Source organism: Nocardia pseudovaccinii NBRC 100343, from assembly GCF_001613225.1.
GTDB lineage: Bacteria > Actinomycetota > Actinomycetes > Mycobacteriales > Mycobacteriaceae > Nocardia > Nocardia pseudovaccinii.
Genome location: NZ_BDBY01000119.1, coordinates 1 through 23750 on the forward strand (window position 1 = coordinate 1; position 23750 = coordinate 23750).

A 23750-nucleotide genomic window follows, 5' to 3' on the forward strand; every position below is an offset into this window, starting at 1 on the left:
ACAGCCAGGAGGCGGCGAGTTCGCTGTATACGCGTCCGGGCTCGCCCAGGTGCAGATCCCGATGCAGCCTATCGATCCAGGTGCGCATCGGAAGCGCACCCGAACTGCCGTAGACCACATCGCTGCCGACCGGCTGCGCGGTATACGGATTCACGAAGACCGCACGCCGTTCGGACTCGCCCAGCGACGGGTCGTCGAACAGCACGCGGGTGGTGTCGTCGGCCTCGGGTGCCGGCGCCACCGCGACCAGCTTCAGATTCGGCTGGGTGGCGACGGCGGCGGTGACCTGTTCGGACAGCGGGCGCATCTCGCCGTTCGCCTCGACCTTCAACAGGTCGTGCGAGGTAATCGATTCCAGGGTCGGGGAGATGGCGTAGAGCGCTCCGGTGACCGCGGCGATCAGGATGAACGGTGCGACGAAGATGCCCGCATAGAAATGCAACCGCATCGCGAGTGGATAGAGGCCGTTGCGCGACCGTATTTCCTTTGCCGGAGCCGACGATTCGGCATCCGGCGGACTGGTGTCCGTAATGCTCATGGTTATTCGTTTCTGGAGTTCGGAAGAACCCGGGAATGGTCGAGCGCGCGACAACGTGACTCGCGAGAAATTCGCATGACGCTGCGAAATCTCACCAGCGAAAGATGTTGTGCGAAAACGACGACGCACGAGCCGAGCCCATGCACCGGGTAAGGAAAATCAGCTACCGAACGCCAGCGGCGGACCGCGTGTGCGCAGCGATTCCGCCGCGAATATGCGCAGAATCACACGATCGCGATGGGTCAGGCGCAGCAGCACCGGCCCGGGTATCGCGGGCGGTCGATACCGCAACGGCAGCACCCGCGAAAGCACCGCACAACCGATCCGATAGGCGGTCTCCGCACCTCGGATCACCACCGCCGCGAGCACGGCCGCGACGAGGTGCGCGGCGACCATACCGGGCGTGAGCTGGGCATCGCCGTGGTGCATGTGCCCCGGACCCCAGCCCATGGTGACGTGCCCGAGCAGCTGACCCGCGACGAGCACCGAGATCAGCCCGATCGAGGTATCGCGCAGTGGTGCGAGCCCGGCGACCAGTGCGCCGACCACCGCGGAAGCGGCAACGAGGAGCGCGAGCGTGGTACTGCTCGGCGGCATCCCGTCGGAGGCCCACCCATGTGCCGCAACGGATATGGCACCGGAGATCGAACCGGCACATGCGCCGCGCACCCGCGCGACGGCGCTGCGATGCCCCGCAGCGGCCGGGCCGAACTCGATACTCACGCGCTGATGATAACCGACGAATTACCCGCCGATTCCCACCCGAGTAGCGGCCGGGATGTATCGAGTTTCCAGCTGGAAGAAAAGCAAAAGCCGCACATCTGGCGAATTCGCAGGTGTGCGGCTCGGCCTCGAATCAGTCCGCGTCGATTTCCATCTCGATCAACGGCTTGCGCAGCAACTTGCCGGTCGCATTGCGCGGCAGCTCGTCGAGGAAGACCACCTCGCGCGGCACCTTGTATCGCGCCAGATTCGCCTTGACGTAATCCTTGATCTCCTGCGCATCGCGCTTGGACTCCGGGCCGGGAACGACGAAGGCGCGCAACCGCTTTCCGAATTCGCGATCGTCCACGCCGACCACCGCGGCCTCGAAGATGTCGTCGCGGCCCGCGATCAGGTTCTCCACCTCGAGCGGGAAGACGTTCTCGCCACCGGAGACGATCATGTCGTCGTCGCGGCCGTCGATGTAGAGCAGGCCGTCGGCATCGAAATGCCCGACGTCACCGCTGGACATCATGCCGTCCACGATCTCCTTGGTGCGGCCGTCGGTGTAGCCGGTGAAGGCGAAACCGTTGTCCACGAAGATGGTCCCGGTGACATTCGGCGCGGTGATCGGCTTGCGGTTCTCGTCCAGCAGCACGATCCGGATGCCGACCGGGGCCTTACCCGCGGTGGTCGGGGCCTTGCGCAGATCCTCCGGTGTCGCGACGGTCATGACCGCGCATTCGGTGGAGCCGTACAGGTTGTAGAGGCTGTCGCCGAAGTAGTCGAGGGTGCGGGTGACCACATCGGGTGCGATGGCCGAACCGGCCGCGAAGATCACCTTGATGGTGCGCGGGTCGTACTCGGCCAGCACCTCGTCGCCGAGATCGAGGATGCGCTGCAGCATGGTCGGCACCACGACCAGCGAATCCGCTTGGTACTGCTGGATATTCGCGAGCGTCTTCTCTGGATCGAACCGGCGCTGCTGGAAGATCACCCGGTTGCCGAGGGCAAGGCCCAGGGTGAACTGGGAAAGTCCGGTGCCGTGGAAGATCGGCGCGGCCATGATCATGGTCCCGTTATTGGGCAGCGGTACCCGGTCGACGAACTGGGCCGAGGCGAACGGGCTGACCCGGTCGCGCGGCGCACCCTTCGGCGTGCCGGTGGTGCCGCTGGTCAGGATGACCATGCCGCCGGGCTTGGCGGGCGCGGGCAGCGGCGCGGTGGAGCGGGTCTTGATCAGCGATTCGATGGTCGAGACCGACGGATCGACATTGTCCTTCTCGTCCACCCAGGTGAGCACCCGGGGGATCTCGGCCGGGATCGCGCTCATCAGGTCGAGGAATTCACTGTCGTGCAGTACGGCCTTGACGTTCTCGCGCGCGGCCACATCGGCGAACTGCGGTTTCGCGAAGCCGGTATTCATCAGCACCGTGCGCACGCCGAGCTTGCCGGTCGCGAGCAGGCTCAGTACCATGCCGCGATGGTCGCGCGCCAGCAGCGCGACGACGTCACCGGGCTTGATTCCCTGCGCTTCCAGCCCGCGAGCCAGGGCGCTGGACTGCTCGTTGAGCTCGCCGAAGCTCACCTCGCCGCGCTCGTCGACAATGGCCGCCGCATCCGGTCTGGTCTGCGCCGCGTGCATGACGACACCGGCGAACGGGCCGAACTTGAGCACATTGAACGCGGACCGGGCCGCGTGATCGGGACGGAGCGGATTGAACAAGCGCCGCTTGACCATGACATTCACGCCCTGGGCGAAATCGCCCGCCTTCCGGACGGAGTCATTGAGCGCAGGCAGGGATAGGGACATTCGTCAACGCCTTCCGCGATCCACCCACCGGGACCGGGGGTGGTGTGGACCGCAACTTCGAGATCCAGTGCTGCCGCTAACGATAGCAAGCATCTGTGACTCGCTGTGTCATGTATCTCAGTTGTCCCTACGGCCCAGGTCTAAGCGTTGACTTCGTACTCCACGAGCACCCGGCGCAGCAGTTTGCCGGTGGGGTTGCGGGGCAGATCGTCTAGGAAGATCACCTCGCGCGGCACCTTGTAGCGGGCCAGATTCTCCTTGACGTAGGCCTTGATCTCCTCACCGTCTGGGGAGTGACCGGCCTCGGGGACCACGAAGGCGCGCAGGCGCTTGCCGAATTCCGGATCGTCGACGCCGACGACGGCCGCATCGAATACATCCGGCCGCTCCAGCAGCAGGTTCTCGACTTCCTGCGGGAAGACGTTCTCGCCGCCGGAGACGATCATGTCGTCATCGCGGCCGTCCACCATCAGCAGGCCCTGCCCGTCGAAATGGCCGACATCGCCGCTGGACATATAGCCGTCGATGATCTGCTTATGCCTGCCGTCGGTGTAGCCCTCGAACGGCGCACCGCTGCGGACGAAGATGCGCGCGGTGGTGTTGATCGCGTTGACCTGCTTGTCGTTGTCGTCGTAGAGCCGGACCTCGCAGGTGATCGGCGCGCGGCCGACGGTGCCCGGTGCGATGGCCAGATCGTCCGGGTTCGCGACGGTGGCGACGGCGCATTCGGTCGAGCCGTACAGGTTGTACAGGACCGGACCGAAGATCTGCGTGGCCTTGACGCACAACTCCGGCGACAGCGCCGAACCCGCGAGCAGAATGCATTTCAGCGAGGTGGTGTCGTACTTGGCGCGGATCTCCGGAGCCAGTTCGGTCATCCGGTGCAGCATGGTCGGCACCGCGACCAGCATTTCGGCCTTGTGATCGGCCACCATCTTCAGTGTGGCCTCGGCGTCGAAACGGCGGCGCACCACCACTTTATTGCTCATCGCGGAGGCCACCAGGTAGGTGCCGAGGCCGGTGCTGTGGAAGATCGGCGACACGATGACCTGAGTTCCCCTGACCGGGAACGGGATTCGGTCCACCATCTGTGCGGTGGCCAGCGGGGTCACCTTGCTGCGCGGTGCGCCCTTCGGCAGGCCGGTGGTGCCGCTGGTGAGGATGACGAAGCCGCCGGGCTTGGACGGTGCGGGCAGGTCCGCGGTCGAGTTGGCGGCGATGAGATCGTCGAGAGTCTGTGCGCCCTCGGGCAATTCGGTGCCCTTGTCGACCCAGGTGAGGTAGCGCGGCAGATTCGGCGGCAACGCGTCGAGCAGGCCGAGGAACTCGCTGTCGTGCAGGACGGCCTTGACCTTCTCACGCTCGCAGACCTCGGCGAACTGCGGTTTGGCGAAGCCGGTATTCATCAGCGCGACCCGCACGCCGAGTTTGCCCGCCGCGGCCATGGCCAGAATGAGACCGCGATGGTCGCGAGCCAGCACACCGACCACGGACCCTTCGGTCAGATTCGCCTGTCGCAGCCCGCGCGCGATCGCGGTCGACTGCTCGTCCAATTGCCGGTAGGTCAGTTCGCCGCGCTCGTCGACCAGCCCGGGGGCATCGGGCACGACGCGGGCCGAATGCCGGATCAAGGTCGCCTGCGGCCCGTAGACCCGCGATTCCCGCACCGTCCGCAACGTTTCCAGTGGTTTCTTGGGATCGCTGACCCCGCGTGCCCGCAGCACCCCGAATGCCTTCACAACCTCCAGCGCATGCGCCAACTTCATCGTCGACCACCTCTACCAGCAACTCGCGTCGGCACTCGCCCAAGCGATCTGAACCACCGTTCTGTCTCATCAACCGTATCAGCGCTATGACCCACATCACATCAGAAGTCGGTGGGCGGGACGGAAACCGAGGCGGCGAAACGTGACAGGCTACCGCCACCAGTTCCACCTGGTCTTGATCATCTGCGCGCGGTAGCCAGCGCGACGAGCAGCGGGACGACCCGATTCGGGGGGACTTCGAAGTGGCCGTGGCCCACGGTGTGCAGCCAGCCGGTCGCTGCCAGTTGACGGAGGTGGTGGTAGATCTCGCCGGAGCTGCCCACCTCGCCGAGGTCTGTGAGTTCGGCGGCGGTTCTGCTGCCCCGGAGGATCTCCCGAAGAATGCGCAGCCGGACCGGACTGCCGAGGGCGGCGAGGCATTCGGCGGCATCGTCCCAGTCGTAGCCGACGATGTCATCGGTGCTGAACTGGACTTGCCATTCGAACTGTTCCGTACTGGGTAGTGCGCCCGAACCGGCGAACATCACCCCGCCATTGTGCTGGTCCGCGTTCACGAACTCCTCATGAAGCCGCCGCAGCGCCCATCCGCCCTGCGCGGCGGATCCAGTCGGTTGCCCGCTGCCATCCTTGATGAGGTCCTTGGCCGCGAGTCGGCGTTCGAGCTTCGCTAGTCGGTCCTCCACGCTCACGAGCGCAAACATACGGAGTTACGTAATTGCTGGCAATGGTTAGTTGATGCGACGCAAAAGCCCGGCACGAAATCCGTCCCGGGCTCGCGTGCCGGATGGTCAGTTGTAGATCGATCCGAAGGACGGGACCGAGATGGTTGCGAGTTTGTACTGGAAGCCGTCCGGGTTGGCGTCGCTGACCGGGACGGGCCAGCGGTGCAACAGGGTGCCGTAGACCGCGCCGACGATGACGCCGCCACCGGCGTCGACCGGGCGGGTGCGGATCGTGGTGTCGACCGTGGCGTCGTTGTGCTCGGAGAGCACCTCGGTGCCACTGCGGCCGTTGGACAGATTGATCCACAGGATCTGGAGCTTGGCCCCGGTCTGATCCGGTGCGATCGTGCCCGGCCCGCCGAAGAATCCGAACCGCAACCCGTCGTAACCGAGGGCGATGCCGGACCCGTAGACGCCCGGCCCGTCACCGCGTCCGATATCGGACTGCGCCGGGATCTGGAACGGTTGTGCGGGCACTGCCACCTGAGTGGCGACCTGCCCGGATGCCAGCAGCCGATCCACAGCCTGTTCGGCGGCTGCATTCCCGTTTGCGGCCTTGCGCAATTGCTGCGTGGCCGTATTCCAGTCGATCGTCGTCGGCGCGGCCGCGGCATGACCCGCGAATACGGCGATGAATGCGGTGGATGCCGCGACTGCGGCGGTGAAGCGACGTATCAAACCCAGCTTGTGCATAACCAGTCTCCTGTGGGGGTTCTTGGTACTGCTCGATGGAATTCGTCCGCTGAATCTCAGCTCGCCAAGATACCGTGTGCCACTTCACCGATGACGGCGGGTGCCTCGATCCGCTGTGAACAGAAAAACCGGTGCGAGTCGTTCGCGCCGGTCCCCTTGTAGCACTTGCTAGTTCGGCATCACTTCAGCTCGGCGCTGGTCTTGCCGAGGAGGCGGCGGGCCATGATGAGCTGTTGGATTCTATTGGGTGCCTTCGTGGGAGCAGTGCACCGATCGCCGACGTCGCCGTCGCCCGCGAACTCGCCGTGCGCTGAAATGCTTTGAAGTGCGTCCTGTCCCAAGGCATTTCGTACGGCCCGCTACTTTCCGCTGCCTACGAGCGTTCTTCCGTTCGGCCGCCAACGCGAGCAGCAACGTCGGTATATCCTCCCTGATGGCCACTGCGCTCGATGCGCGGCGAGCGGCGCATCTGTGTACAGCCACTGAGTCGCTCGTGAAGTTCCCGCTTCATCGTCTGGAGTCACATACTTGACCGCCACACTGCCCCCCGACCAGCCAGAGACCCCGTCTGTGGCCTATGCATCACCCGGCGCCGCCGATGGACCTCGCGTCCCGCTGTACTCCCCGGAGTTCTCCTCCGATCCACACCGCGTCTATCGCGACATGCGCCATCGCTACGGGTCGTTGGTGCCGGTGGACCTGGCTCCAGGGGTTCCCGCGACGCTGGTGATCGGCTACAACCACGCGGTCGCGATACTCAATGACCCCGAACGCTTCCCGGCCGACCCACGCGTCTGGGAGAAGAACATTCCCAGCGACTGCCCGGTCCTGCCCATGCTGCAATACCGGCCGACCTCGGTACACAGTGCCGGAGCCGAGCACGCACGGTATCGACAGGCGGTTACCGCGGGCCTCGCGGGGGTCGATTTGCACGCCGTGCACACCACTGCGGAACGGATCGCGGTATCGCTGATCAACACCTTCTGCGAAGTGGGTACCGCGGATCTGATCAGCCAGTACGCATTTCCGCTATCTTCAGCCGTCGTCAACGACATGCTGGGCTGTCCGGCGCAGATCGGGCAGCGCGTCGCGTCCGGCATGGCGGCGGTCTTCGAGGGCATCGAAGCACAACAAGGCATGCAAATGTTCAGTGAGGCGATAGTGGAGCTGATTGCTCTCAAACGCGCGCAGCCCGGCGACGACATCACCACACGGATGCTGAACCACCCGGCCGAGCTCGACGACATGGAGATGGTTCACCAGATGGCCAACCTCTACGGAGGTGGCATCGAACCGCAGCAGAACCTGATCATCAACACCCTGCTGCTGATCCTCACCGACGACCGGTTCGCCGGTGGTGTCCTGGGCGGCGGCCTGGCAACCCGCGACGCCCTCGACGAAGTGTTGTTCAACGACCCGCCGTTCGCCAACCACTGCCCCAGCTACCCGCGGCAGCCGAGCCTGATCGACGGCGTCTGGCTGCCCGCGCACCAGCCGGTCATCATCAGCATGGCTGGCTGCAACAATGATCCTGCGGTAAACATCGGCGAGTACAAGGGCAACCGCTCACACCTGGCGTGGGGTGCAGGTCCGCACGCCTGCCCAGCCCGCTCCGTCGCCTACTTGATTGCCCAGGATGCCATCGACCAACTTCTCGACGCCCTACCCGACATCAAACTGGCCGTGCCCGACGACCAATTGACCTGGCGGCCCGGGCCGTTCCACCGATCCTTGACGTCCCTGCCGGTTGTTTTCCCGAAATCCCCTCCACTGATGAATGTGGTGACAGGGCAAACGTGACGTTCTGCATTCTTTGGGAACTTTTCTTCCCCTGATCCCTATTCGGTGGTGGTTCCGAGTGAACAAGAAACCGGTGTCGGCCCATCAATGGACCGGCACCGGTTTTCCGTTGTGCGACTTGCTATTTCAGTTCGGCGCTGGTCTTGCCGAGGACGCGGCGCGCGACGATGAGTTGCTGGATCTGCTGGGTGCCTTCGAAGATGTCGAGGATTTTCGAGTCACGGCCCCACTTTTCGAGCAGCGTGCGCTGGGAGTAGCCGATGGTGCCAGCGAGTTCGACGGCCTTGAGGGTGATGTCGGTGCCGGTGCGGCCCGCCTTCGCCTTGGACATCGAGGCTTCCAAGGAGTTCGGCTTCTTGTTGTCCGCCATCCACGCCGCGCGCAGCGACAGCAGGTACGCGGCCTCGTAATCGGCCTCCATCCGCAGGAATTCGGCGGCGGCCGCGGGCTGGTTATTCGCCGGGATGTCGTAGGACGGCTCGATGCCCGCATCCTTCAGGATGGCGCGCAACTCCTCCAACGCCGCCCGCGCGACACCGACCGCCATCGCGGCCACGAGGGGCCGGGTGTTGTCGAAGGTCTGCATGACCCCGGCGAAACCCTTCTCCACGTTGACTTCCGGGCTGCCGAGAATGTTGTCCTTCGGAATCCGGCAGTCCTGCAACAGCAGTACCGCGGTGTCGGAGGCCTTGATGCCGAGCTTGTGCTCGAGCCGGGCCACCGAAAGTCCGGGAGCGTCGCGCGGCACGACGAACGACTTGATCGCCGCGCGGCCGAGGCTGCGGTCCACCGAGGCCCACACCACGATGTGGGTGGAGCGCTGACCCGCGGTCACGAAGATCTTCTCGCCGTTGAGCACCCACTCGTCGCCGTCGAGTACGGCGGTGGTGGTGACGGCGGCCGAATCGGAACCGAAGGACGGTTCGGTGATGGCCATCGAGGCCCACACCTTGCCGAACCGCTTCAGCTGTTCATCGGTGGCGACGGCCGCGATGGCCGCATTGCCCAGACCCTGGTAGGGAATCGACAGCATCAGGCCGACGTCGCCCCAGGAGGTCTCCAGCGCGTTCAGCAGCGCGGACATGTTGCCGCCGTTGGTGTTTCCGAGCAGCTCGGTGGCGTGCTCGTCCCCGTCGGAACGGCCACCGGCCGCGCCGCCGATCTTCTGGGTGCCGGAGTCGGCGAGGCCCTCGACCATGGCGGCCATCGTGTCCAGCTCGACCGGGTAGTCGTGTTCACCGAGGTCGTACTTGCGCGAGATCGGCCGGAAGATTTCCTGGGCGACCTGATGGGCTTGGTTGGCGCTGGCCCGCAGCTTCTTGGGAAGTTCGAGATTGATCATGGTGATGTCTCCTGGAAGTAAGGAACCAGCCGGTCAGACGAGCACGACACCTTCGGCGACGCCGATGGCCCGCAGATCGCGATACCAGCGCTCGACCGGGTGTTCCTTGGTGAAGCCGTGGCCGCCGAGCAGCTGCACGCCGTCGAGACCGATCTGCATGCCCTTGTCGGTGGCGAGCTTGCGGGCCAGTGCCGCCTCGCGGGCGTAGGAAAGCCCCTGCTCCGCACGTGACGCACCTCGCAGGGTCACGAGCCGGAGGCCGTCCAGTTCGATTGCCATATTCGCGACCATGAACGCGACCGCCTGGCGATGCGAGATCGGCTCGCCGAATGCCTCGCGCTCGTTCACATACGGAATCACGTAATCGAGCACGGCCTGTCCGGTACCGATGGCCAGCGAAGCCCAGCCGAGGCGGGCCAGGCGCACCGCGTCGGCGTACTCCTCGGCGCGGGTCTTGGCATCGCCGTCGCCGAGGATGGCATCGGTGCCGACCGTGACGTCGTTGAGCAGCAGGCGACCGAGACCGGCGGCACGCAGACCCATGCTCGGATCGGCCTCCACGACCAGACCCTTGCTGTCCGACGGCACGATGAACAGGGCGGGACGGCCGTCGAGTTCGGCGGCCACGATGAATAGTTCGGCATCACCGGCGGCCGGGACCAGGCTCTTCACACCGGTGAGGCGGTAGCCGCTGGGGGAGCGGGTGGCCTTGGTCTGCAAGGCGAACGGGTCGAACAGCGCGCGCGGCTCGTTGATCACGACCGAGGCCTGCGGCACATTCTCGCCGGTGAAGGCGGGCAGGTAGGTCTGCTGCTGCGCGTCGGTACCCCACTGGGACAGGGCGACCGCGACACCGCTCGGCGCGAGAATCGGCAGGGCCAGACCCATATCACCGTGTGCGAGTGCCTCGGCGACCAGCGAGTTGGTGACCGCGCCGCGCTCGGCGGCCGCGCCTTCCAACTCCTCGGGCACATTGATCAGGGTGATGCCGAGTTCGGCGGCGCGTTCGAGCAGGTCGCGCGGGGCCTTGGCGGCGTTGTCGGCCTCGTAGGCGGCCGGGCGCAGGATCTCGGCGGCGAATTCCTTCACCGTCTCGATGATCATCTGCTGCTCGTCACTCGGGGTGAGGTCGAAGAAGTCCTTTTTCTTGGACTCGTTGTCCGCCAAGCGTTTCGGCGCACCGCCACCGGCGACCTTGCCGAATGCGCGGGTGGCGGCACCGAGGGTGCGGAAACCGGTCTTGGTGCCTTCGTAGGTGACCCGCTCGATCGGCTTGCGCAGGTTGTACTTCTCGGCGAGCTCCGACCCGGTAATGGTCGTCATCACCCGCATTGCCGCGCCCATCCAGTCCCGTTTGGGGTGGTTCAGGCCGACCGCGGACGTGTCTGGACTTCGCTTCGTTGCGCTGTCTCGAGTGCTCATCATCACCTGTTTTCTCGGATGGGTGGGGTGAGGTCTGGTCCCAGCTATCTTACTCCTGAGTAAGGCTATCTTACTCCAGAGTAAGAAGTGCGTCGAGGTGCAGCATACGCCGCCGAACTGTGTCAGGCTGGACAAGTGCCCAAAGTCGTCGGACGACCGTTGTCCGTCGTCGCTGTGCTGTTCGCCGCACTACTCACCGCATTCGCCACGCGCTACGGCTATCACCGGGACGAGCTGTACTTTCTGGTGGCGGGCAGGCATCCGGATTGGGGCTACCCGGACCAGCCGCCATTGACTCCGCTACTGGCCCGCGCGATGTCCGCAATCGATGCCGATTCGTTACTGCTACTACGGCTTCCGTCGATCTCGGCGGCGACCTTCGTTGTCGTCGCGGCGGGGTTGATGGCGCGCGAGCTCGGCGGTGGGCGCGGGGCGCAGGTGTTGGCGTCGGTTGCCGTCGCGAGTGCGGCGATGGTGCTGGGGATCGGTCATCTGCTGAGTACCGCGTCGTTCGATATGGCGGCGTGGGTGTTGGTCTGTCTGCTGGTGCTGGGGCTGCTGCGAGGGGCGCGGGGCAGGGGTGTCGACCGAAACGGGCGAAGACCCGAGGTGGATGAGAGGCGTGGTCGCGCGGCGTCGGATGAGGGCGTGGGTGGTCGCGTGGGGTCAGACGGGGGCGCGGGTATCGGTGGGTTGGGGCCGCGGTGGTGGCTCGGGGTGGGGCTGGTTGTCGGGATCGGGTTGCAGAACAAGGTGCTGCTGATCTTTTCGGTGGCGGCGCTGGTGCTTGCGCTGGTTCTCGTCGGCCCGCGAAAGATATTCGCCACCAAGTACTTTCCGATGGCGGTCGGGTTGGCGGTGCTGATCTGGCTGCCATATCTGCTGTGGCAGTGGCGCAATGGTTGGCCACAGTGGGAGATGAGCCGGGCGATCGCGAGCGGATCCTCCGGAACGTCGGATTCGCCGATGATGTTCGTGCTCTCGCAATTCGGGCTGATGGGCCCATTACTGGTGCCGCTGTGGGCACTCGGGCTCTGGCGACTATGGCGAGATCCGCGTCGGCGCGCGGTCGCGGTCGCGTATGCGGTGCTCTTCGTGGTTTTCCTGGTCAGCGGTGGGAAGGCGTACTACCTGGGCGGGATGTACCCGATTCTTATGGCCGCCGGTGCGGTACCGGTAGCCGCTTGGCTGGGGCGTCGGCGAATCCGCTGGGCAGCAGCGGGTTCGGTCATCGCGGTGAATGCGATCGTCTCGGCGGTGCTGTTCCTGCCGGTGTTACCCGTGGCGGTACTGAAGGATTCGCCGGTCCTCGCGATCAATTACGACGCGGGCGAAACCATCGGATGGCCGCAATTCGTGCGCCGAATCGCCGAGGTGCGCGCCCCGCTCGGATCCGATGTCGCCATCCTTACCGACAACTATGGCGAGGCGGGCGCGATCGAACGCTTCGGCGGCGAATACGGATTGCCGACTCCGCACAGCGGTCACAACTCCTACTGGTGGTGGGGCCCACCCAGCGATACGGCTACCGCGGTGATCACCGTCGGCCTCGATCGTGACCACCTGACCGGGTACTTCGCCGAAGTCGAACCCGCCGGTCACATCGACAACGGTCTCGGCATCGACAACGACGAACAGGGCCGACCGCTGTTCATCTGCCGCAAACCGCGAGCACCGCTGGCCGAATTGTGGCCTGCGGCGAAACACCTGACCTGAGCGGTCCGGATAGGGCCATCCATGAGCCCGGCGGCAACGAAGACCGATCGACGCCTGTCTACGCAGGTGCCGTCCACAGCACTCGGCCGCGTTTCCACCGAGGCTGGATACCCGCAGTACTAGACAAGGAGATGCCCATGGTTCCTCGCATTGTCGATCAGCTCGTCTCCGGGGTCCTCACTATGATCGCCACACTGTTCGTTCCGTGAGCCGAGTCGCCCGGGGCGGACGGTCCGCCCCGGGCAACATTCCGGCGCGGCTGTTAGGTTGTGCCGCATGGCAAGACGGCCGCGTAGTCGGCGACTGAGGGCAACGCTGCTGACCGCGGCAATTACCGCGGGCATCGTGTCCGCAGGAACGGCCGGGGCGCAGATGCCCTCGGGGTCCTGTGCGGACGGCTGGGATGTTTCCACGATCGTCAGCGGGGTCGGCAATCTGGAGAATCTCGATACCGACGGGGGCGGCGGCTTCTATGTCACCGGAATCGTCGACGGGTACCTTGCCCATATCGATGCCGCAGGCGAGTTCGCGAAGCTGGTAACCAATCTGGATCACCCTGCGGGTGTGCGGGTTGTCGGACGGTCCGTGTACTTCGTCACCGGCGACGGTGTGGCGGAGGCGCCGGGCACCTTGCGGCGCTATGACATCGACACCGGTGCGGTGACGGTTCTGCTCACCGGCCTGAACGGTCCGAACGGACTGCTCGAATTGCCCGACGGCGATCTCGTCTTCGCCACCATCGGTATCAATGGGCCACCGACCGGCATCTCGCGGTATCGGCCTTCGACGGGGGAGTACACGCAGACCTGGTCCAACGTGCCGTGGGCGAATGGGCTGGCGCTCGCCCCCGACGGGAAGTCGATCTACACCGACAATATGACGCTGCGCGTCTTCCGCGTCCCGCTCGACGATCCCGACAACGCGACGGTCGTCGCCGGTGCTCCCGATCTGGTTGCGCTGCTCGACGATATGGAAGCGACCCGGGCGGGTCAGCTCTTCGTCGCCGACCACATCCAGGGCGCGGTCTACCAGATCGACCCGGCCACCGGCGCGGGCTGCACGATCATCACCGGCCTGATCAAACCCGGTCCGATGCGCAACCCGCCGGACGGCGCCACCTCCGTGCGGATCGCTCGCGACGGTGACGGGTGGGCACTGTTCGTCACGAGCATGGACGGAACCTTGCGTCGACTACGTCCGCCCGCGGGCATGGACCTGACTCCGGCCGATTCGAGACGATAGAAAGTATCTCGCGACTCAGTTCAACCGGGTAAGAACCGTGTCGTGGAGTAGGGAATTGGTGGCTATGGCGTCGCCGCCGTGCGGGCCGGGGGCGCCCGCGAGGGAGGTGAAGCGGCCGCCTGCTTCGCGGACGAGGATGTCGAGGGCGGCCAGGTCCCACAGGGAGACTTCGGGCTCGGTGGCGATATCGACCGCGCCCTCGGCGAGCAGGCAGTAGGTGAAGAAGTCGCCGTAGCCGCGGACCCGCCATACCGCGTCGGTGAGGTCGAGGAACTTCTCGCGCAGACCGCGTTCGCGCCAGCCCGACAGGCTGGAGAAGGCCAGGCTGGCCGAGCCGAGCTCACCGACCGCGGAGACCGAAATCGGTTTCGGCGCATCGGCATCGATGCTGGCCCAGGCACCGGAACCAGCCGCCGCCCACCACCGTCGCGCCAATGCGGGTGCGCTCACCACGCCGACCACCGGAACGCCGTCCTCGAGCAGCGAGATCAGCGTCGCCCAAATCGGCACCCCGCGCACGAAGTTCTTGGTGCCATCGATCGGATCGATCACCCACTGCCGCCCGCTGAACTCGACGTCACCGCCGAACTCCTCACCGAGCACCGAATCCCCGGGCCGCTGCTGCCCGAGCACCTGGCGTATCGCCTTCTCCACCGCCAGATCCGCATCCGACACCGGTGTCAGATCCGGCTTGGCGTCGACCCGCAAATCCAACGCCCCGAACCGCGCTCGGGTAATCCCATCGGCCTCATCGGCCAATCGGAGCGCAAGTTCGAGATCGGAGGAGTAATCAGCCACCCCCGAACCCTATCGCCCATCCCCCGTCCCGCCAGACGCATCCCCGCTGTCGCATAAGCAGTGCCCACCTCGCATAGGACGCGTACCTTGTGCGAGGCGGCCACGAGGTGCCCGCTATGCGACGACGGGGACGGAACGGGCGGCGGCGAGGGCACTTGCCCACCAGTGGAGTTGGTCGAGCATGGACAGTGCGGCAGCGGCGGGTTCGGTCGGGTCGACGAGTTTGCCTTCGGCATCGAAGAGCAGGTAGTAGCGCGGGAAGCTGACGTAGTTGCGGACGGTGTGGGCATTGAGTTCGTTGAAGACCTGGCGCAGGTGTTCGATGGCGAGCAAACCGCCGCTCGCGCCGCTGTAGCCGACGAAACCGATTGCCTTGCTGTCCCATTGGGTGAAGTGCCAGTCGATCGCGGCCTTCAGCGCGGCGGGGTAGCTGCGGTTGTAATCCGGAGTGAGGATGACGAATGCGTCCGCCGCACCGAGCCGCCGACTGAGGTCGGTCATCCCGGCCGGGCGTTCCGGGTCGGGGTCCATCGCCGGGGGAACTGCGGGCAGGCCCAATGGCAAATCGGCCTCGGCCAGATCGATCAGGTCGATCTCGAACTGTCCGTGCCGGGCGGCCTCCTCGACGAACCAGTCGGCCACGGTCGGCGCGAAGCGTCCCTCCCGGACGCTGCCGATGATCACCGCGAGCTTCAAGGACATGGTGTTCTCCTTCGATCAGGAAATTGTTCGAGTCCCAATCTGCTGCCCGGCATCGCCACCAGGAAGACCGCGCGAAGAGTGGTAGTGGCAGGGACACCCTCGGCACCGACCACGCTTGTACCGTCGAGGAGTGAGCGACAACGAGTTGGGGCTGTTCCTGCGAACCCGCCGTGAGGCGGTGACCCCGGCCCAGGTCGGCCTGCCCACCGGACCGCGCCGCCGAACCCCGGGCCTGCGTCGCGCGGAACTGGCAACCCTGGCGGGTGTGAGCGTCGAATACATCACACGCCTCGAGCAGGGCCGCGACCGCCACCCCTCGCCACCGGTGCTGTCCGCACTCGCCGACGCCCTCGCCTTGACACCGAGCGAACGCATCCACCTGCACCGTCTCACCAAGGGCGCCGATCCGGGTTTCAGCTGCATGGGCGGTGCGCAACCGCCGCGCGAGGTGCGCTCAGCGGTCCGCGCCATCCTCGATCGCCTGGAACCCGCGCCCGCGCTGGTCGTCAACCGACTGCGCGAGGCGCTCGCCTGGACCGAGGGATTCGAGCGCCTGATGGCGCCGATCGGACTGCTCGACCACGAACACCGCACCAATCTCGCCCTGTTCGCCTTTACCGACCCGCGCGCCCGCACCGCATATCCCGACTGGGACCACATCGCCGACGAACTGGTCGCCGCACTGAAGCAAGGCCCGTTCCGCAGCGACCCGCACATCGCCGCCCTTGCCGACGAACTGACCATCGCCGCCGGTGCCGAGTTCACCCGCCGCGTCGAATCCGTCCCCAGTCTCGCCGCCGCCACCGGAACCACCCGCCTCAGCCACCCCGAGGCGGGCAACCTGCGCCTCACCTACGAAACCCTCGAACTATCCGCCGACGACGACCAGCAACTCGTCGTCTACCTCCCTGCCGACGACGCCACCGCGGCCGCCCTCGACGCTCTCGCCGGTCGCCGTCCGGGCGGCCTGCGTGCCGTCTCCGGCTGAGGGCGGCCATTCCCACACCACCGCGTGTTTCACCGTCTTCACCGCGCCCAGTAGGCTTGAGCATCGTGCATCCTGACGTCTCCGCTGACCTCGCCGAACTCGACGCAACGCTCAAGACCGTCGAGTCGGTCCTCGATGTGGAGGAACTGCGTCGACGGATCGATGAGCTCGAGCACCAGGCCGCCGATCCCGATCTGTGGAACAACCAGGAGCACGCGCAGCAGGTCACCAGTGAGCTGTCGCACGCGCAGAGCGAGTTGCGCCGGGTCGAGGAACTGCGCCAGCGTCTCGACGATCTGTCCGTGCTGTATGAATTGGCAGAGGAAGAGGAGGGCGAGGCCAGGGTGGCCGCGCTCGCCGACGCCGATGCCGAGCGGGCCACGCTGCACAGTGATGTGGAGGCCATGGAGGTCCGCACCCTGCTCTCCGGCGAGTACGACAAGCGTGAGGCGCTGGTCAATATCCGCTCCGGCGCGGGTGGCGTGGATGCCGCCGACTGGGCCGAAATGCTGATGCGCATGTACATCCGCTGGGCAGACCGGCACAAGTACTCCGTCGAGGTCTACGACACCTCCTACGCCGAAGAGGCGGGCATCAAGAGCGCCACCTTCGCGGTGAAGTCGCCGTATGCCTATGGCACCCTCTCGGTGGAAATGGGCACGCACCGCCTGGTCCGGATCAGCCCGTTCGACAATCAGGGCCGCCGCCAGACCTCCTTCGCCGAGGTCGAGGTGCTACCCGTGGTCGAGACCACCGACCACATCGAAATTCCCGAGGGCGAGGTCCGCGTGGACGTCTATCGCTCCTCGGGTCCCGGCGGCCAGAGCGTCAACACCACCGACTCCGCGGTGCGCTTGACCCATATCCCGACCGGCATCGTGGTGACCTGTCAGAACGAGAAATCCCAGCTGCAGAACAAGATTTCGGCCATGCGAGTGCTGCAGGCCAAACTGCTGGAACGCAAGCGGCAGGAGGAGCGCGCCGAAATGGATGCGCTCAAGACGAACGAGGGCGCGTCCTGGGGCAACCAGATGCGCTCCTACGTGCTGCATCCGTACCAGATGGTCAAGGATCTGCGCACCAACTACGAAGTCAACAACCCGACTGCCGTGCTCGACGGCGATATCGATGGTTTCATCGAATCCGGAATTCGTTGGCGAATGCGAGAGCAGGCGAGCTAGTTGGACGTACCCCAGGCTTTCTCCACGTCCACCGACTTCACCACCTGGCTGCGGTCCTCCGGTCTAGAGATCGTCCTGCTGCTCCTGGGCGCGGTGCTGTTCAGCCGTTTCGCCACCTTCATCCGGGATCGGATCACCCGCAGGATCGACGCCGGATTCCGCAGCAGCGACGCACTGGTGCGGTCCGAGGCGGCCAAACATCGACACGCGCTGGCCCAGGTGGTCACCTGGGTGGTGCTGACCGTCGTCTATGTCCTGGTCGGCATGGAAGTGCTGCGGCGGATGGGTTTCGCGGTCACCGGTCTGGTCGCACCCGCGGCCGTGCTCGGCGCCGCGCTCGGCTTCGGCGCACAGCGGATCGTGCAGGACATCCTTGCCGGATTTTTCCTGATTACCGAGCGGCAGTACGGATTTGGTGATGTGGTTCGCATCGCTGTCACTGGATCCGCGGAGCAGGCCGAGGGTACGGTCGAGGACGTCACGCTGCGGATCACCACACTGCGCAATGCCGACGGTGAGGTGATCACCGTGCCCAACGGTCAGATCGTCAAAGTGACCAATCTCTCGAAGGATTGGGCGCGCGCCGCGATCGACGTTCCGGTCGCGGCCAGCGTCGACATCACCAGGATCAACGAGATCCTGCACGAGGTCGGTACAAAGGCGTACGAGGACCGCCGATTGAAGCCGCTGCTGCTCGACGAGCCCACCGTCATGGGCGTCGAAGACCTGACAGTGGACCAGATGAATATTCGAATGGTTGCCCGAACGTTGCCGGGTAAGCAGTTCGAGGTCGGTCGCGAGTTGCGGGTGCGAGTCGCCGCGGCATTGCGCCGGGAGGGAATCAGTGAGACCACGTAGATCCACGGCGATCCTGATGGCATCATGGGTCGCCACGTTCGTGTTGTACCTGTTCGTCAAGCCCGATCAACCGATCGTGACATCGCCCGAGAAACTCAACACCGTTCCCGCAGTGCTGAATACGGCTACGCCGGGTCATTGACCATGATGTAGCTGGTGGCTGCACGACAGTTGCTGGTTACACTGGCTAGCCGTGATCGCTATGCGGAACGTGACCAAGTCGTATCAGACCTCGACGCGACCCGCGCTGGACAACATCACCGTCGGTGTGGGCAAGGGCGAATTCGTCTTCATCATCGGGCCGTCCGGTTCGGGCAAGTCGACCTTCATGCGACTGCTGCTCAAGGAGGAGGCCCCGACCGCGGGCGAGATCCGGGTCGCCGACTTCCAGGTCGACCGGCTGCCCGGGCGGAAGGTGCCGAAGTTGCGTCAGCGCATGGGTTGCGTATTCCAGGACTTCCGGCTGCTGCAGCAGAAGACCGTGGCCCAAAATGTGGCGTTCGCGCTGGAGGTGATCGGCAAGCGGCGCCAGTTCATCGACCGGACCGTGCCCGAGGTGCTGGATATGGTCGGGCTCGGCGGCAAGGCCGATCGGCTGCCGCACGAATTGTCCGGTGGTGAGCAGCAGCGTGTCGCGATCGCGCGGGCCTTCGTGAACCGTCCGCTGGTCCTGCTCGCCGATGAGCCGACCGGCAACCTCGATCCCGACACCAGCGGCGACATCATGCTGCTGCTGGAGCGGATCAACCGCATCGGCACTACCGTGGTGATGGCGACCCACGACAATCACATCGTCGACGCGATGCGTAAGCGAGTGGTTGAGTTGGACCGGGGCAGGCTGATCCGCGACGACGCGATCGGCGTCTACGGGGTGGGCCGGTAATGCGCGCTGGATTCCTGTTCAACGAGGTCCTCACCGGCCTGCGTCGCAATGTCACCATGACCATCGCGATGATCCTGACCACCGCGGTATCGCTGACCATGCTCGGCGGCGGTCTGCTCGCGCTGCGAATCGCGGACAAGACCCAGAACTACTTCATGGACCGGGTCGAGATCCGGCTCTACCTCTCCGATCTGGTCTCGGCGAACGATCGGGACTGTTCACTGAATCCGTGTCAGCAGCTGATGTCGGATCTGAAGAAGACCGACGGTGTGGTCTCGGTCCAGTTCATCAACAGCGACGAGGCGATGAAGGAAGCCACCGAGGTGACCTTCAAGGACCAGCCCGAAATGCTGGACATGATCAAGGACACCCGCCTGCCCGCGTCCTTGCGCGTGAAGATGACCGATGCCGATCAGTACCCGCGGATCTACCAGACATTCAACGGTAAGGACGGGATCCAGAGCGTACTCAACGACAAGGACACCGTGGACCGCCTGGTCGGGGTGTTCGACGGCCTGCGGAATGCGGCATTCGCGTTGGCGGCATTGCAGGCATTGGCCGCGTTGCTGTTGATCGCGAATATGGTGCAGATCGCGGCGTTCAGTCGACGCGAGGAGGTCGGCATCATGCGGATGGTCGGTGCGACGCGCTGGTACACACAGTTGCCGTTCCTCCTGGAAGCGGTGGTCGCGGCCTTGGCCGGATCGATTCTGGCGGTTGTCGGGTTGTTCCTCGCACAGCCGTTGGTGGTGAACCGTGGACTCGGTGCGCTCTTCAACAGCAATGTCTTCCCGCACATCACCGGCGAGGACATCGCGCTGGTGTCCCTGACCGTCGCACCACTCGGCATCGTATTCGCCGCGATCACGGCCTACGGCACGTTGCGCTACTACGTGCGCGACTGACCTGCATATGGAATTTGGTTATCCGCATGTGGACAACTCGGCCGCTCACCTGGGATCCGCGCCGATGTAGGGGTTCCGTTGTCCGACCGCGCTCGTAGGATGGGCCGGGTGGAATCCCCCGATGCTTTCGCGGCTGTTCTGACCGACGGTGCCCCGGTCGCCGAATCCGGTGCGGCACAAGAGGTTCTACGCCGCGTGTTCGGCTACGACAGCTTCCGCGGTGATCAGCGGGAGATTGTCGAGCACGTGGTCGGCGGCGGGGACGCACTGGTGCTCATGCCGACGGGCGGCGGAAAGTCGCTGTGCTATCAGGTGCCCGCACTGGTGCGTCCCGGCGTCGGCGTGGTGGTGTCACCGCTGATCGCATTGATGCAGGATCAGGTGGACGCGCTCAGCGCGCTCGGCGTGCGCGCCGGATTCCTGAACTCGACGCAGTTCCCGGACGAGCGCCGAATGGTCGAGGCGCAGTTCGTCGCGGGGGAGTTGGATCTGCTGTATCTCGCGCCCGAGCGGCTGCGCCTGGAGTCGACCGCCGCCCTGCTGGATCGCGGCAAGGTGGCGCTGTTCGCCATAGACGAGGCGCACTGCGTGTCGCAGTGGGGCCACGATTTCCGACCCGACTATCTCGGCCTCTCGATGCTGCACGAGCGCTGGCCGGATGTGCCGCGCATCGCGCTCACCGCGACCGCGACGGCGAAGACCCGCGACGAGATCATCGAGCGTCTCGACCTCGGCGCGGCCCGGCGTTTCGTCGCCAGCTTCGACCGGCCCAATATCCAGTACCGGATCGAACCCAAGAACCGGCCGGATCGGCAGCTACTGGACTTCATCAAGACCGAGCACGCCGGAGACGCCGGCATCGTCTACTGCCTGTCGCGCAATTCGGTGGAGAAGACCGCGGCCTTCCTCACCGAGAACGGCGTCGAGGCGGTTCCGTATCACGCGGGCCTGGACTCGCGCACCCGCGCGGCCAACCAGGCGCGGTTCCTGCGTGAGGACGGCCTCGTCGTGGTCGCGACGATCGCCTTCGGCATGGGTATCGATAAGCCCGACGTGCGCTTCGTCGCCCATCTCGATCTGCCCAAGTCCGTGGAGGGCTACTACCAGGAGACCGGGCGAGCGGGCCGCGACGGGTCGCCGTCGACCGCGTGGATGGTCTACGGACTCGCCGACGTGGTGCAGCAGCGCAAGATGATCGACTCCTCGGACGGTGACGCCACCCACCGCAGGCAACTGCAGTTGCACCTGGACGCGATGCTCGCGCTGTGTGAAACGGTGTCATGCAGGCGAACTCAGTTGCTGGCCTACTTCGGACAGTCGGGGCAGTCGTGCGGCAATTGCGACACCTGCCTGACCGCGCCGGAAACCTGGGACGGCACCGTGCCCGCGCAGAAGGTGCTCTCGACGGTGCTGCGGCTGAAGCGGGAACGCGGACAGAGCTTCGGCGCGGGCCATATCGTCGATATCCTGCTCGGCAAATCGAATCCCAAAGTGCTGCAACATGATCACCACGAGCTCAAGGTCTTCGGCATCGGCACCGATCTGCGCGATGTCGAATGGCGCGGTGTCATAAGGCAATTGCTCGCACAGGGACTACTCGCCGTGCACGGCGACTACGGCGTGCTCATCCTCACCGAGGCCAGCAACGAGGTGTTGTTCGACGGCCGTGAAGTGCTACTGCGCCGTGAACCGGAGCGTGCGGTCAAACCGGCCAGGACCTCCAAGGCGGCGAAGGGCAAGTCCCCGGCTGCCGACCTGTCTTCGGCGGACGTGCCGCTGTTCGAGAAGCTGCGTGCATGGCGGGCCGCGACGGCCAAGGAACAAGGCGTACCCGCCTATGTCGTCTTCCACGACGCGACGCTGCGGGAGATCGCCGCACGCAAGCCCGCGAGCCTGTCCGAACTCGGGACGGTCGGCGGTGTCGGTGAGAACAAACTGGCCAAGTACGGCGATGGAGTACTCGCCGTCCTGGCCGGGGAAGTGAGCAACGCATGATCGGGCGGCGCGGGTTTCTGGCGGGCGCGGCCACCGCAGGGGCAGGTGCATCGCTGGTCGGTCTATCGCCCGCCGATGCGGTTCCGGTCGCGAGCGGTGTCACCAAGTTCGACTTCCCGGCAGACCGCAATGTGCGGGTGCTCGTCACCGGCGATGCGGGCACCGGTACCCGCACCCAGTGGGCCGTCGCCGATGCAATGCGGGATTACCATCGCCGCCAACCGTTTTCGCTCGCCCTCGGCCTCGGCGACAATATCTATGAGAGCGGTCCGTACAGCGCCGTCGATGCCCAGTTCGCGGACAAATTCGAAAACCCCAATGCGGGACTGGATTTCCCGTGGCTGATGGTGCTCGGCAATCACGACAACAGTTCGGTCCTCGGCGGCGACGGTGGTTGGCTGCTGCGCGGCAACAGCGAGGTCGAATACCACGCGAATTCGCCGCGCTGGTGGATGCCGAGCCGGTACTACTCGGTGCGGATACCCGAGCAGCGGCCGGTGGTCGAATTCTTTGTGCTGGATGTCAATCCACTCGCCGCCTATATCCCGCCGATCTTCGATCCGTATTGGGCGGTCGACGGCCAGTTCATGAACGAGCAGCGCGCCTGGCTCGACCGTGCCATCGCCGAATCATCCGCTGAATGGAAGATCGCCTGCACCCACCACCCGTATGTGAACAACGGTCCGCACGGTGACGCTGGTCGCTACGAGGGGCTTTCGGTGGCACCGATCAACGGTATCCACGCGAAGCGGTTCTTCGAGGACCATGTCGTCGGCAAATGCCACTTCATCCTCTCCGGGCACGATCATTCGCTGCAGGTGCTCGAGCCGACCGCGGGGTCGAAGGGCACCCGCCAGCTCGTCTCCGGCGCGGCCGCCAAAACCGTAGCGGCGGAACCGAAGCTGAATCCCGGCGGCTCCGGCAACGCCGCCCTGTTCGAGAACTATCACGAGCTCGGCTTCATGGTCATGGACCTCACCGCGAGCACCGTCGACCTCACAGTGGTCACCGTCGATCTCGCGAGTGGTGGTGCTGACGCGGCGTTCACCCGCCGAATTGCCTGAATCGCAACAAAATTGCCCGGCGTCGAACCAGTTCGGCGGCTACCGTTCACGATATGCATTCCGGTGATGGCCCCACCGACGACGGGCCCGACCTGGGCAGCTCGCCGTCCACGGACCCTGGCGATCCGCCGCCGTATCGGCGCGGCACTCACGACCCCGCGGTGGAATCCGTCTGGCTGCGGCACCGACCGCCGCCACCACCGCGTCCGCGCGGCCTACCGCGCATGACCACGGTATTGCTGGTCGCGGCCTTCATCGCGGTGCTGCTGCTGTATCTCGCGGTCCGGCCGGGTGGCTAGGGCGATAGCCGCGGAATAATTCGGTTGCCGAGTCACTTAAAGTTGACCGTTATGAAGGAACAGGGGCGCAAGGTCATCGCGACCAACCGCCGGGCGCGGCACAACTACACGATCCTGGACACCTATGAGGCCGGGATCGCGCTGGTCGGTACCGAGGTCAAGAGTCTGCGCGAGGGTAAGGCCTCGCTGGTGGACGCCTTCGCGACCGTCGACAACGGCGAGGTGTGGCTGCGCGGCCTGCACATTCCCGAGTTCAGCCACGGCACCTGGACCAACCACTCCCCGCGCCGGGTGCGCAAGTTACTGCTGCACAAGCGCGAG

At 65.4% G+C, this 23750-nt stretch carries 23 protein-coding genes; 13 read left to right on the forward strand and 10 right to left on the reverse strand.

Annotation, left to right across the window (positions count from 1 at the left end; genetic code table 11):
* The 6 genes from NP3_RS13985 to NP3_RS14010 all read right to left on the reverse strand — a co-directional run.
* Positions 1 to 538, reverse strand: a 538-nt coding sequence (locus NP3_RS13985; RefSeq protein ID WP_169814498.1) for a PepSY-associated TM helix domain-containing protein, incomplete at its 3' end; no start/stop codon positions are given.
* Positions 539 to 697: 159 nt separating this feature from the next.
* Positions 698 to 1261 carry a hypothetical protein gene (locus NP3_RS13990; protein WP_063041391.1) on the reverse strand — a complete coding sequence of 188 codons (564 nt, stop codon included), beginning with the start codon at positions 1259 to 1261 and terminating at the stop codon, positions 698 to 700.
* Between the two features lie 133 nt (positions 1262 to 1394).
* A complete protein-coding gene (locus NP3_RS13995; protein ID WP_063041394.1) occupies positions 1395 to 3053 on the reverse strand; it encodes an acyl-CoA synthetase in 1659 nt (552 codons plus the stop codon).
* 140 nt (positions 3054 to 3193) lie between these two features.
* A complete protein-coding gene (locus NP3_RS14000; RefSeq protein WP_063041396.1) occupies positions 3194 to 4819 on the reverse strand; it encodes an acyl-CoA synthetase in 1626 nt (541 codons plus the stop codon).
* 179 nt (positions 4820 to 4998) lie between these two features.
* A complete protein-coding gene (locus tag NP3_RS14005) occupies positions 4999 to 5508 on the reverse strand; it encodes an ArsR/SmtB family transcription factor (RefSeq protein ID WP_063041425.1) in 510 nt (169 codons plus the stop codon).
* 99 nt (positions 5509 to 5607) lie between these two features.
* Positions 5608 to 6234, reverse strand: coding sequence for a hypothetical protein (locus tag NP3_RS14010; RefSeq protein ID WP_063041398.1), 627 nt, complete (start codon positions 6232 to 6234; stop codon positions 5608 to 5610).
* Positions 6235 to 7170: 936 nt separating this feature from the next.
* On the opposite strand from NP3_RS14010, the gene NP3_RS14015 reads away from it, so the two are divergent.
* Positions 7171 to 8034, forward strand: a complete 864-nt coding sequence (locus NP3_RS14015; RefSeq protein ID WP_444980789.1) for a cytochrome P450 family protein — start codon at positions 7171 to 7173, stop codon at positions 8032 to 8034.
* A 121-nt stretch (positions 8035 to 8155) separates the two neighbouring features.
* On the opposite strand, the gene NP3_RS14020 is transcribed toward NP3_RS14015, so the two are convergent.
* The gene (locus tag NP3_RS14020; RefSeq protein WP_063041402.1) at positions 8156 to 9376 is read right to left on the reverse strand and encodes an acyl-CoA dehydrogenase family protein; all 1221 of its coding nucleotides are present in this window, start codon (positions 9374 to 9376) and stop codon (positions 8156 to 8158) included.
* A gap of 33 nt (positions 9377 to 9409) precedes the next feature.
* Complete coding sequence (locus NP3_RS14025; RefSeq protein WP_373864753.1) at positions 9410 to 10804, reverse strand: acyl-CoA dehydrogenase family protein; 1395 nt, start codon at positions 10802 to 10804, stop codon at positions 9410 to 9412.
* A 129-nt stretch (positions 10805 to 10933) separates the two neighbouring features.
* On the opposite strand from NP3_RS14025, the gene NP3_RS14030 reads away from it, so the two are divergent.
* On the forward strand, positions 10934 to 12514 hold the full coding sequence (locus tag NP3_RS14030; protein ID WP_245720931.1) for a glycosyltransferase family protein: 1581 nt from the start codon (positions 10934 to 10936) through the stop codon (positions 12512 to 12514).
* Positions 12515 to 12790: 276 nt separating this feature from the next.
* Positions 12791 to 13756 carry an SMP-30/gluconolactonase/LRE family protein gene (locus NP3_RS14035; RefSeq protein ID WP_063041407.1) on the forward strand — a complete coding sequence of 322 codons (966 nt, stop codon included), beginning with the start codon at positions 12791 to 12793 and terminating at the stop codon, positions 13754 to 13756.
* A gap of 15 nt (positions 13757 to 13771) precedes the next feature.
* Here NP3_RS14035 and hisN read toward each other — a convergent pair whose 3' ends face one another.
* Together hisN and NP3_RS14045 are read right to left on the reverse strand one after the other, a co-directional pair.
* A complete protein-coding gene (hisN, locus tag NP3_RS14040) occupies positions 13772 to 14554 on the reverse strand; it encodes a histidinol-phosphatase (protein ID WP_063041409.1) in 783 nt (260 codons plus the stop codon).
* A gap of 114 nt (positions 14555 to 14668) precedes the next feature.
* Positions 14669 to 15256 (reverse strand): NADPH-dependent FMN reductase, encoded by a 588-nt coding sequence (locus tag NP3_RS14045; protein ID WP_063041411.1) that lies wholly within the window; start codon positions 15254 to 15256, stop codon positions 14669 to 14671.
* A 130-nt stretch (positions 15257 to 15386) separates the two neighbouring features.
* Between NP3_RS14045 and NP3_RS14050 the strand changes: the two genes are divergently transcribed.
* From NP3_RS14050 to NP3_RS14090, 10 genes are all read left to right on the forward strand, one after another.
* Positions 15387 to 16244, forward strand: a complete 858-nt coding sequence (locus NP3_RS14050) for a helix-turn-helix transcriptional regulator (RefSeq protein ID WP_063041413.1) — start codon at positions 15387 to 15389, stop codon at positions 16242 to 16244.
* A gap of 65 nt (positions 16245 to 16309) precedes the next feature.
* Positions 16310 to 17425 (forward strand): peptide chain release factor 2, encoded by a 1116-nt coding sequence (prfB, locus tag NP3_RS14055; RefSeq protein ID WP_063041428.1) that lies wholly within the window; start codon positions 16310 to 16312, stop codon positions 17423 to 17425.
* Positions 17426 to 18283, forward strand: a complete 858-nt coding sequence (locus NP3_RS14060) for a mechanosensitive ion channel family protein (RefSeq protein ID WP_062984596.1) — start codon at positions 17426 to 17428, stop codon at positions 18281 to 18283.
* Positions 18284 to 18299: 16 nt separating this feature from the next.
* The gene (locus NP3_RS51885; RefSeq protein WP_433525331.1) at positions 18300 to 18425 is read left to right on the forward strand and encodes a hypothetical protein; all 126 of its coding nucleotides are present in this window, start codon (positions 18300 to 18302) and stop codon (positions 18423 to 18425) included.
* 60 nt (positions 18426 to 18485) lie between these two features.
* On the forward strand, positions 18486 to 19166 hold the full coding sequence (ftsE, locus tag NP3_RS14065) for a cell division ATP-binding protein FtsE (protein WP_373864755.1): 681 nt from the start codon (positions 18486 to 18488) through the stop codon (positions 19164 to 19166).
* The gene (ftsX, locus tag NP3_RS14070) at positions 19166 to 20071 is read left to right on the forward strand and encodes a permease-like cell division protein FtsX (protein ID WP_063041417.1); all 906 of its coding nucleotides are present in this window, start codon (positions 19166 to 19168) and stop codon (positions 20069 to 20071) included. Before ftsE ends, ftsX begins: the two co-directional genes overlap by 1 nt.
* 108 nt (positions 20072 to 20179) lie before the next feature.
* Entirely contained in the window at positions 20180 to 22066 is a 1887-nt protein-coding gene (gene recQ / locus NP3_RS14075; protein ID WP_084508576.1) for a DNA helicase RecQ, read from the forward strand.
* Entirely contained in the window at positions 22063 to 23130 is a 1068-nt protein-coding gene (locus tag NP3_RS14080) for a metallophosphoesterase (protein WP_063041421.1), read from the forward strand. The genes recQ and NP3_RS14080 overlap by 4 nt, the downstream gene beginning before the upstream one ends.
* 53 nt (positions 23131 to 23183) lie before the next feature.
* Entirely contained in the window at positions 23184 to 23429 is a 246-nt protein-coding gene (locus NP3_RS14085; RefSeq protein WP_063041423.1) for a WLR motif membrane protein, read from the forward strand.
* 51 nt (positions 23430 to 23480) lie between these two features.
* A partial coding sequence (locus tag NP3_RS14090) for an SsrA-binding protein (RefSeq protein WP_169814499.1) occupies positions 23481 to 23750 on the forward strand: 270 nt, incomplete at its 3' end.